General features: G+C 39.5%; 9 protein-coding genes. 8 read left to right on the top strand and 1 reads right to left on the bottom strand.

From position 1 onward, the window contains the following. Positions 1–228: 228 nt before the first annotated feature. Positions 229–762, bottom strand: coding sequence for a GbsR/MarR family transcriptional regulator (locus tag BKO01S_RS17550; protein ID WP_157077409.1), 534 nt, complete (start codon positions 760–762; stop codon positions 229–231). Positions 763–1103: 341 nt separating this feature from the next. On the opposite strand from BKO01S_RS17550, the gene BKO01S_RS17545 reads away from it, so the two are divergent. The 8 genes from BKO01S_RS17545 (at position 1104) to BKO01S_RS17510 (ending at position 9506) form a co-directional block, all read left to right on the top strand. Next, positions 1104–2303 (top strand): quaternary amine ABC transporter ATP-binding protein, encoded by a 1200-nt coding sequence (locus BKO01S_RS17545; RefSeq protein WP_066057114.1) that lies wholly within the window; start codon positions 1104–1106, stop codon positions 2301–2303. After that, positions 2300–3136 carry an ABC transporter permease gene (locus BKO01S_RS17540; RefSeq protein WP_066057111.1) on the top strand — a complete coding sequence of 279 codons (837 nt, stop codon included), beginning with the start codon at positions 2300–2302 and terminating at the stop codon, positions 3134–3136. The genes BKO01S_RS17545 and BKO01S_RS17540 overlap by 4 nt, the downstream gene beginning before the upstream one ends. Before the next feature lie 29 nt (positions 3137–3165). After that, on the top strand, positions 3166–4047 hold the full coding sequence (locus BKO01S_RS17535) for a glycine betaine ABC transporter substrate-binding protein (protein ID WP_066057108.1): 882 nt from the start codon (positions 3166–3168) through the stop codon (positions 4045–4047). Positions 4048–4246: 199 nt separating this feature from the next. Then, positions 4247–5371 carry a hypothetical protein gene (locus tag BKO01S_RS17530; protein ID WP_066057105.1) on the top strand — a complete coding sequence of 375 codons (1125 nt, stop codon included), beginning with the start codon at positions 4247–4249 and terminating at the stop codon, positions 5369–5371. 11 nt (positions 5372–5382) lie between these two features. Then, positions 5383–6501 carry a glycosyltransferase family 4 protein gene (locus BKO01S_RS17525; protein ID WP_066057103.1) on the top strand — a complete coding sequence of 373 codons (1119 nt, stop codon included), beginning with the start codon at positions 5383–5385 and terminating at the stop codon, positions 6499–6501. Then, positions 6494–7288, top strand: a complete 795-nt coding sequence (locus BKO01S_RS17520; RefSeq protein ID WP_066057100.1) for a HipA family kinase — start codon at positions 6494–6496, stop codon at positions 7286–7288. Before BKO01S_RS17525 ends, BKO01S_RS17520 begins: the two co-directional genes overlap by 8 nt. Next, on the top strand, positions 7285–8190 hold the full coding sequence (gene galU, locus BKO01S_RS17515) for a UTP--glucose-1-phosphate uridylyltransferase GalU (RefSeq protein WP_066057099.1): 906 nt from the start codon (positions 7285–7287) through the stop codon (positions 8188–8190). Before BKO01S_RS17520 ends, galU begins: the two co-directional genes overlap by 4 nt. Further along, positions 8187–9506: a UDP-glucose dehydrogenase family protein gene (locus BKO01S_RS17510; protein ID WP_066057096.1), complete on the top strand. Its 1320-nt coding sequence runs from the start codon at positions 8187–8189 to the stop codon at positions 9504–9506. Before galU ends, BKO01S_RS17510 begins: the two co-directional genes overlap by 4 nt. The last annotated feature ends 3 nt before the right edge of the window (positions 9507–9509 follow it).

Here is a 9509-nt window from a genome sequence, read left to right as displayed (position 1 = left end):
ATTGGAGAGGAAAGAGAAGTTGGCCGGTAAGAGAGGAGATTTCTATTTGCCTGTAAGAAAGGAAAAAGCAGGTAATCAGTCAGATAGGGGCTCTAAGTGATCACAACAACCCAAAACTCATCCACTGGTCAGTTAGACTAGCCCAAATATAAAAAAAAGTCAGGTTTACATATCCCCCAACCTGGGTATTTCATTAACACAAAAAAGAAGCAGCGGATTCTAAATCCACTACTCCTTTTTTGGAATATAATTAAATATTTCCTTTGATTCAAGGCTGTCAACAAAACGGTTAAGCCAGTCATAGTAATCAAGTGCATATTGGTATTTTTCAATATCTAACTTTACAGAAGCTCTTACTTCGTCAGGTGTTTCTGGATTATCACGAAGGTTATGCAGCTCTTTAAGTGATCTATTTATTGTAGACATATTAAGGGAGATGCCTGTTCGCCAACTTGTGGTAAACAATGCTGTAAAGGAATCGTACCAGTCGTCGGCCGCTTGGTATAGATCCTTTCTCTCGCCTTTCTTCCACACTTTTTCTACCATATTTAATTCCTGAAGCTGCCTGACAGCTGTGCTCATACTTGTTTTGCTCATTCCAAGCTCATCTTTCATTTCATCAAGAGTCATTGGCTTTTCGTTAAAGTATAACAGTCCATAAAGTCTTCCTACTGAATGGGTAATTCCGTAAAGACTCATATTTTTAGCCATCGAATCAATAAAACGATCTCTAGCGTTTAATAGTTTTTCTTGTTCATTCAAGATATTTTTCACATCCCTGAGCTTTGTATCTATAGATTATCATATTGATTTTAAAAGTAGAAACTTATTATATTGGAGGAATCTGGAGTATTCGGGAGGAATATTAACCATCTAATCGTTAAATTCGTACAGTTAAAACTTTACGAACTATATACACGGAATATACAGAAATTTCGGCTTTGTTAAAAAGGGGTCTATCAAGCTACAATTAAAGGGCAGGAAAACTTCAAACTACTCATATACTTCGTTTTTCCTCTTATATGCAATACAAATCTTTTCAAACTATCAATCTATCAAATAATAGAGATAAAAAGTCTACAAAAGACAAAAGGGGTTAGAAAATGAATAAAATTCTTGTGAAAAATCTCACAAAAGTGTTTGGTTCCAATCCAAAGGAAGGTGTTAAGCGCTTACAACAAGGGCAGAGTAAAGAGCAAATATTAAAAGACACGGGCATGACTGTTGGTGTAAACAATGCTTCGTTCGAAGTGAAGCCAGGAGAATTCTTCGTTCTAATGGGTCTATCGGGGAGTGGGAAGTCGACATTGATTCGATTAATCAATCGACTAATTGAACCGACGGACGGCGAAGTTCTCATCGATGGTCAAGACATTACAAAAATGAATAAAAACGACCTTATGCAAACGAGAAGGAAAAAGCTTTCAATGGTGTTTCAAAAGTTTGCGTTATTTCCGCATCGTAATGTTCTTGAAAATGTAGCATATGGCCTTGAGGTACAAGGGGTAGAAAAAAGTGAAAGAGAAGCGAAAGCTCAAAAGTCGATTGAGGATGTTGGGCTTAAAGGCTATGAAAATAGCTATCCTGACCAGCTCAGTGGTGGAATGCAGCAAAGGGTTGGGCTTGCGAGAGCACTTGCGAATGATTCGGATATCCTTCTCATGGACGAAGCGTTCAGTGCGTTAGATCCAATTATTCGTAAGGAGATGCAGGATGAGCTCCTTCAGCTACAGAGCAAGCTTGGAAAAACGATTCTCTTTATTACTCATGATCTAGATGAGGCACTGAAGTTAGGTGATAGAATTGCAATTATGAAAAATGGAGAAATCGTTCAAATTGGAACGGCTGAGGAGATTCTAGAGAATCCAGCTAATGAGTATGTATATAACTTTGTTGAGGACGTGGATCGTTCTAAAGTATTAATGGCTTCTAATATTATGAAAAAGCCTGATGTCATCACCACATGGAAGGATGGCCCAAGGGTCGCGATGAAGAAGATGGAGGATGCGGGTCTCTCGAGTATTTTCGTCGTGGATAAAGATAAAAACCTAAAAGGTATTTTAACGATTGACGCAGCTATCAAAGCCTATAAGGAAAATAAATGGGTCGAGGATGTGCTTGAGTTAGATTTTCATACTACTGATCCAATGACTCCGTTAAGTGATTTAATTGGAATTGCAGCAGAATCAAAATATCCTATCGCTGTTGTAGAGGAAAACAAGCTAGTGGGAATTATTGTAAGAGTTTCGATCCTTTCGGGACTCGTGTTAGGGAAAGAGCAAAGCGAGGGGATGAAAGAATGAACTATTTTACATTACCATTAGAGGATTGGACGAATGACTTTGTATATGACTGGCTAATCCCTGTTATGGGTGGATTCTTTGATTCCGTCAGTTCCATCATTTCGTTTTTTATTAATGGCGTAGCTGATTTATTCCTCATGATTCCAGCCGAAATCATAGCTATAGTATTCATTTTATTGGCGTGGAGACTTGCTGGAAAAGGAATTGCTATTTTTACTTTAATCGGTACTTTATATCTTGGTTCCGTGAATCTCTGGGAAGATGCCATGCTTACGTTAGCCGTTGTGGTTGTAGCAACCTTCTTCTCCATTATTATAGGACTTCCATTAGGGATCTTAACGGCAAAATATTCAATTTTAGATAAAATTGTCCGCCCAATCTTGGATTTCATGCAAACCTTGCCGAGTTTTGTGTATTTGATTCCGGCCATCCTCTTATTTGGATTAGGTGAAGTTCCAGCCGTTATCTCAACATTTGTGTTTGCTACACCGCCAGCGGTTCGAATGACCACCTTGGCCATTAAACAAGTTCCCGAAGATATGGTGGAAGCGGCAAGAGCTTTTGGATCTACATCATGGCAAATGCTTGTGAAGGTACAACTACCCGTTGCCATTCCAACTATTATGGCGGGAGTAAACCAAACGATTATGTTAGCCCTTTCGATGGCGGTTATTGCATCAATGATCGGTGCACCAGGTCTAGGTTCAACCGTTTTAGCTGGTATATCAAGTGTGAACGTTGGATTAGGATTAGTTGGTGGATTAGGAATTGTGGTTTTAGCTATTATCCTAGACCGTATTACTCAAGGTTTAGGTAATAAAAATAAAAAATAAAAAATAAAACAGTCAAGGAGTGGGGAAGATTGAAAAAACTAAAGGTAAGCTTATTATTACTACTATCCTTCATTTTATTAGTAGGTTGTAGCAGTGGAGCAAGTACTTCTGGGGAAAATGGTGGAGAAGACAGCAAAGATGTCACTATTAGCTTCGGGGTAACACCGTGGACAAGTACAATCCCACCTACAAAGGTTGCCAAGCTTCTTCTTGAAGACATGGGCTACACCGTTAAAGAAACGAGTGCAGATGCTGGTGGAGTGTACACTGGACTTTCAAAAGGAGATCTAGATGTGTTTATGGATGCATGGCTTCCAGATATGCATGCAAACTATATGGAGCAATTCGGAGATAAACTTGAAGATACAGCAGTTAGTTATACAGATGGAGAGCTTGGTTGGGTTATTCCAACGTATGTAGAAGGCATTGAATCTGTTGAAGATTTAAAGGGCAAGGAAGATTTATTTGGTGGTAAGGTTTATGGAATTGAAGAAGGGGCAGGAATGAGTGTCACCTCTCAAAAAATGATTGAAGAGCTTGGATTAGACTTTGAATATGTGTCATCAAGTGAAGGTGGAATGATTGCACAAGCACAGCGTCTCATGGCGAAGGAAGAACCTGTTCTATTCCTTGGTTGGAGACCACATCCGATGTTTGCCAACTATGACTTAAAGGTACTTCCAAGTCCAGAAGGCTTCTTTGAAACATCAGAGGTTCACGTTATTACGAATAAGGACTTTAAGGAAAAAGCACCAGAAGCATATGAACTTTTAAGCAACTGGAGCATGAATGTATCAGATATTGAAAAGATGATCGTTGAAATCGAAGATAATAATCGTGATGCAGAAGAAGTGGCACAGGAATGGATTGATAACCATCCGGATGAAGTAAAAGCAATTAAAGGCGAGTAACGTTCAGATTATAATAGTAGTAAGTTAAAGGGAATGACATCAGTCATTCCCTCTTTTTTTTTCATAAGCCAAAATTTCCGCTCTTTCCCTAGTTATGAGCCTGTACGTTTTTGTGATTTTTGAATCTAATGTAAAGAGAATGTAAAGTACAACACTTGTTTGTAGATATTGAACAGTCTGGTGAAAGGTGGTTACTTTTTTGGATACGAGTGAAATAAGACAGTTGGTTGAGAATATTACGGTAAATAACCTAGAGAATCAAGACGTGGAAGTAATAAATAATACCTCTCTTCTAATGCTCGGGAAGGGGAGACAAGGGGCGGTATTTCATTATACCGATGATGTTTGTGTCAAGGTATTTGGAAATGAAGAAGATTGCACGAGGGAGTATGAAGCATTATCGATGGGGCAACATACAGGCTTGTTCCCAAAGGTTTATGATCATGGACCTCTTTTTATTGTGATGGAAACCATTAAGGGAATTGATTTAAGGGAGTATCTGCAATCCCAACCGTTAACAGAAGAGCTATCCGCGAAGCTTATTGAAATGCTGGTTACTTTTAAAGAAATTGGTTATGAAAGAATTGACCATCATAAGAGGCAAATTTACCTCCAAGCAGATGGCAGTCTCCGGGTAATTGACGTAGCAAGAACGATATGGCGTGACCGGGTATATCCATATCCCCGTAAACTATTAACCTCTTTAGGTGAAACTCATAAAGAGACGTTTCTATCACATGTGAAGGCTTTCTCTCCAGAACTTCTTGAGGAGTGGAGCTATTATATGCGCATGGAAGAGCTTGCTAAGGAAATTTATTCGTTGTTATTAGAGGGCGGGAATAAGAAGGATATTGTTAAGGACATAAGTGGTCGACTGTTAACAACGGATGAAAAAGATAATGCTAGCAATCTCGTTAACTTAATGCACAAGGTTTTTAAAGAAGAATGGGTAAAGACGATGTTGGCCAGAGGTGAAAATCCTGATGAAGTGATGCAGAAAATTGACGAGCACTGGGCTGCATTAGAGCAGAAGCAACAACAGAAGCAACAACCGGTAGTAGAAGAGTCAGATACAAGGCGAGAAAAAATTGACTTTACGGATATCCAACGGATCATCAATGGATTCAATAACCCAGACAAAAAAGACAAAAAAGACAAAAAAGACAAAAAAGACAAAAAAGATAAAAATAGCAAGAAAAGTAAGATTGATAAAAAGAAATTTGAAAAGGCTACTCCGGCAGAGAAAAATAAAATGTTAAGACAGGAGCTAACATCAATGTTGATGCAAAAAATCATTGATAATGGCAAAAAGGGCAAAAAGTAAGGAGAATTATGATGAAAATTTTAGTAATCTGGCGGCTACTCACAGTCGGAGGGGTAAATGCTGGATGGCGTAACAGGGCGATTTATTTTAAGAAATATGGCATAGAGACGGAGTTTCTGTACACGACAGATCACGGTGGAATGCATATTATGGAAGACGTTGCGAAAGTGTATTTGACAAAGGATAAAGACAAAATCGTCAACATCATTAAGGAAAACCAGTACGGTGCTGTTATTGTTGTTGATACAAAGGATGCCTTTAAGTGGTTAAAAAAAGCCCAGTATAACGGACCAGTAATTGTCGAAGCACGTACCCCAGAACTGATCAAGCTCACCCCCCATATAAAAAATTTTCGCGGCATTCAACCGGTAGCCGTTATTGTCCCTTCCCATTACCAAAAAAGGCTTGTATCAATCCTTATTGAAGGGATTCCTATAGAGGTCATTTATAACGGAATTGACCCATCCTATTATTACGCATTAAGTGAACAAGAAATAAATCATGAAGCAGAACCCTTCCTGCCACAGGGTAAAAAGGTAATTGGCTGGATTGGACGCTTAGATAAGAGGAAGAACTGGCCGATGCTTGTAGAAATTGCTAAAAGAGTCAAGCAGGAGCGTAATGATATTGAGTTTTGGATTATTGGTGGAGCACAAAGTGTGCAGAGAGAAGAATTTGCTGCAATATGGAAAGAAGAAGGGTTAACCGACATAATCAAATGGTTTCCGGTCATTCCTTACCAGCAAATGCCACATGTCTATGCAAAGATTCGCCAATCCGGCGGCTGTACAATAGCAACCACAAAGACAGAGTCATTTGGGAACACCTTTGTGGAATCCATGCTTTGTGGAGTCCCAGTCGTTGCTTCACGAATGATGCCAATCACAGAGGTTGTCAAAGACGGCAAAACAGGGAAGTTATTCCATGGAATGAATATAGATGATGCGATTAAACAGTTATATTTCATCGTTGATCAGCCTGAAGTACAGAAAGCAATGTCTGAGGCGGCAATCCTTCATACACTTGAGCACTTCCATATACACCAAGTGGCCGAAAAATATGTCCAATTTCTACTGACCATCGTACAAAAAGGGATGGATAAAGATGGTGTGGTGAAGGTGGATGATTAAGCCAGTATCGTATGTAAAAAAGTTAGAGGGAAAATCAAACACTCACCTAATCAAATTTGACGATGGCTATGACTATGCAGTGAAGTACTTTATAGCTGGTTTTGAAAAGTCATTACCAAATGAATGGGTAGCTTACTGTCTGGCCAGATATCTGCAGCTACCAATTCCATATGCACGAATCGTTGAAATCCCGCCTGATTTCTCCTCTCAGATTCCTGGGTTTATAGAAAGTAGCAGTAACTTCCAGTTTGCGTCACGATATATTCCTGGTTGCTCCAACGGACATGAAGTCTCTCACATGAAGGAAATTGTAAACGAACAACAACTAGCTTCCATTATCTTATTTGATTATTGGCTATCAAACGGAGACCGAACAAAGAAAAATATTTTACTCAGAGAAGAAGAGGATGAGAAATATCATCTGTGGATTATTGACCATGCCGAATGCTTTGGTTCCTATAACTGGATAGGAGAAGAGGTGGAAGACCTTCCTGTAAAAATATTAAAGAGTGCGACCCACCAATTAATGGCCCAATTTGTAAAGGATGAATCAGCATTTTATGAAGCACTAAAAGTGATACAAACTCTACCAAATTTTCTTATTGAGGAAGTCATAAGTTTAATTCCCGAGGACTGGCAAGTAAGTGAGGCAGAGAAAAAAATACTTTCTCAGTATTTGATCAGACGTCGAAAGAAAATCCTTCCACATATTTTGAAGAAATACATGGCAAGGGAATACCTCCCACTTCATTCAGCAGAGAAAAGCAAAGAGGAGGAAGAAGAATGAAGGTAAGAAAGGCAATTATCCCTGCAGCAGGATTAGGAACAAGATTCTTACCAGCAACAAAGGCACAGCCAAAGGAAATGCTTCCGATTGTCGATAAACCGACTATTCAATATATAGTCGAGGAGGCAGTAGCAGCTGGGATTAAGGAAATTGTAATTATTATCGGACGAGGCAAACGTTCGATTGAAGATCATTTTGATAAATCCTATGAGCTTGAAGACACATTAACACGTAAGAACCAGTTAGAGGTTCTAGAAGAAATTCAAAAGTTATCAAGTTTAGTAACCATCTATTATGTACGACAAAAAGAGCCACTTGGCTTGGGGCACGCAATTCTTTGTGCAAAAAGCTTTATCGGTAATGAGCCTTTTGCCGTCATGCTGGGTGACGACATTGTGGAATCAGAAGTACCCTGCTTAAAGCAGCTTATGAATGTGTTCGAATACTGTAATAGCTCCGTTGTGGCGGTTCAAAAGGTGAGCGACGAAGAGGTGAATAAATACGGAATTGTGAAACCTAAAGGAGCGATCGGGATTCCTAATTTATTTTCACTTGATTCGTTAGTAGAAAAGCCAAGGAGGGAGGATGCTCCCTCTAACTATGCGATTATCGGAAGATACGTCTTTAGACCAGAGATTTTTGAAAAGCTTGAGTCATTACCAATCGTTCCTCCTGCTGAATTGCAGTTAACCGATGCGATTAATGAACTTAATAAAGAGCAAGCGGTATTTGCTTATTCATTTGAGGGTATACGTTACGATATTGGAGACAAACTCGGGTTTGTGAAGGCAACACTCGATTTTGCGCTAAGAAGGGATGACATGAGGGAAGTGGTTCTAGAGTATATTAAAGATATCTACGAGACTATGGACTTTCAAAATCGTGAGAATGATGGAGTATGAGAATTGCCGTAATTGGAACAGGTTATGTTGGATTATCTACAGGTGTTTGCTTAGCAGAAATCGGGCATCATGTGACATGTATTGATACAAGTGAAGAAAAAATAAAGCTCCTCCTTGGTGGGGAGTCCCCCATCTATGAACCAGGCCTTGAGAAATTAATAATAAAAAATATGGACGAAAAACGATTGCGGTTCACAACATCCCATCAAACGGGATTGGAGAAAGCAGAAGTCATTATCGTTGCAGTTGGTACTCCCCAGCAAAGCAATGGAGAAGCTGACTTATCTTATCTAGTCCAGGCGATACTAGATGCTGCTCCATATATGGAAGAAGGCTCAATCGTAGTGATTAAGAGTACAGTGCCAGTTGGCACAAATGAAAAGGTAAAGGGAATATTAGATCATTTTGGACCAAAGGGAGGATCACCATCAGTCGTATCCAACCCGGAATTTTTGCGACAGGGATCTGCTGTGTTAGATACATTACAACCCGACCGTATTGTGATTGGGAGTGAGAATCAGAATGCAGCTTCAATCATAAAGAAGATGTATACTCCTTTGAATGCTCCTGTTGTTGTGACAGATGCAAGAAGTGCAGAAATGATTAAGTATGCTTCCAATGCCTTTTTAGCAACGAAAATTAGCTTTATTAATAGTATTGGAAATCTGTGTGAGGCAGTAGGTGCAAATATAGAAGATGTGTCAAAGGGAATGGGGTTCGATCAGCGCATTGGAGCAGCCTTTTTACAAAGTGGAATTGGTTATGGTGGCTCCTGCTTCCCTAAGGATGTTAGTGCACTTGTTGCTATCGCAAAAGAGTATTCTGTGCCTTTTTCAATGATTGAAGAAACCATGATGATTAACAATCGACAGAAGCAGCTTCTTGTTCAGAAGGCTCAGAATCGTCTCGGTAGCCTGAAGGATAAGAAAATAGCTGTATTAGGATTTGCTTTTAAGCCGGAGACGGATGATATGAGAGAAGCTCCGTCCATTACCATTATCCATTCCTTGCTTACAGAAGGTGCAATGGTAGTAGGATATGATCCAGTGGCAACTCTGAATGCAATGAAAATATTCGGAGAACAAATCATCTATGCTGCTTCGGTGGAAGAGGCGTTACAAGAGGCAGATGCTGTCTTTCTCGTAACGGAGTGGAAGGAGATCAAACAGTTAGTTTTATCAGAAGCAGTTTCTCATATGAAAGAGCCAATCGTATTTGATGGAAGGAACTGCTTCTCGGAAGAGGCTGTTCGATCCTGTGAGGAAATCGAGTATTATCCGATTGGAAAGCCAGCGATTATCATTAGAAAAAGCTGAAGA

Origin of the sequence: Robertmurraya korlensis NBRC 107688 (assembly GCF_001591645.1) — a bacterium.
In the GTDB taxonomy this organism is placed as follows: domain Bacteria; phylum Bacillota; class Bacilli; order Bacillales; family Cytobacillaceae; genus Robertmurraya_A.
This window is presented reverse-complemented; position numbering and strand designations above follow the sequence as displayed.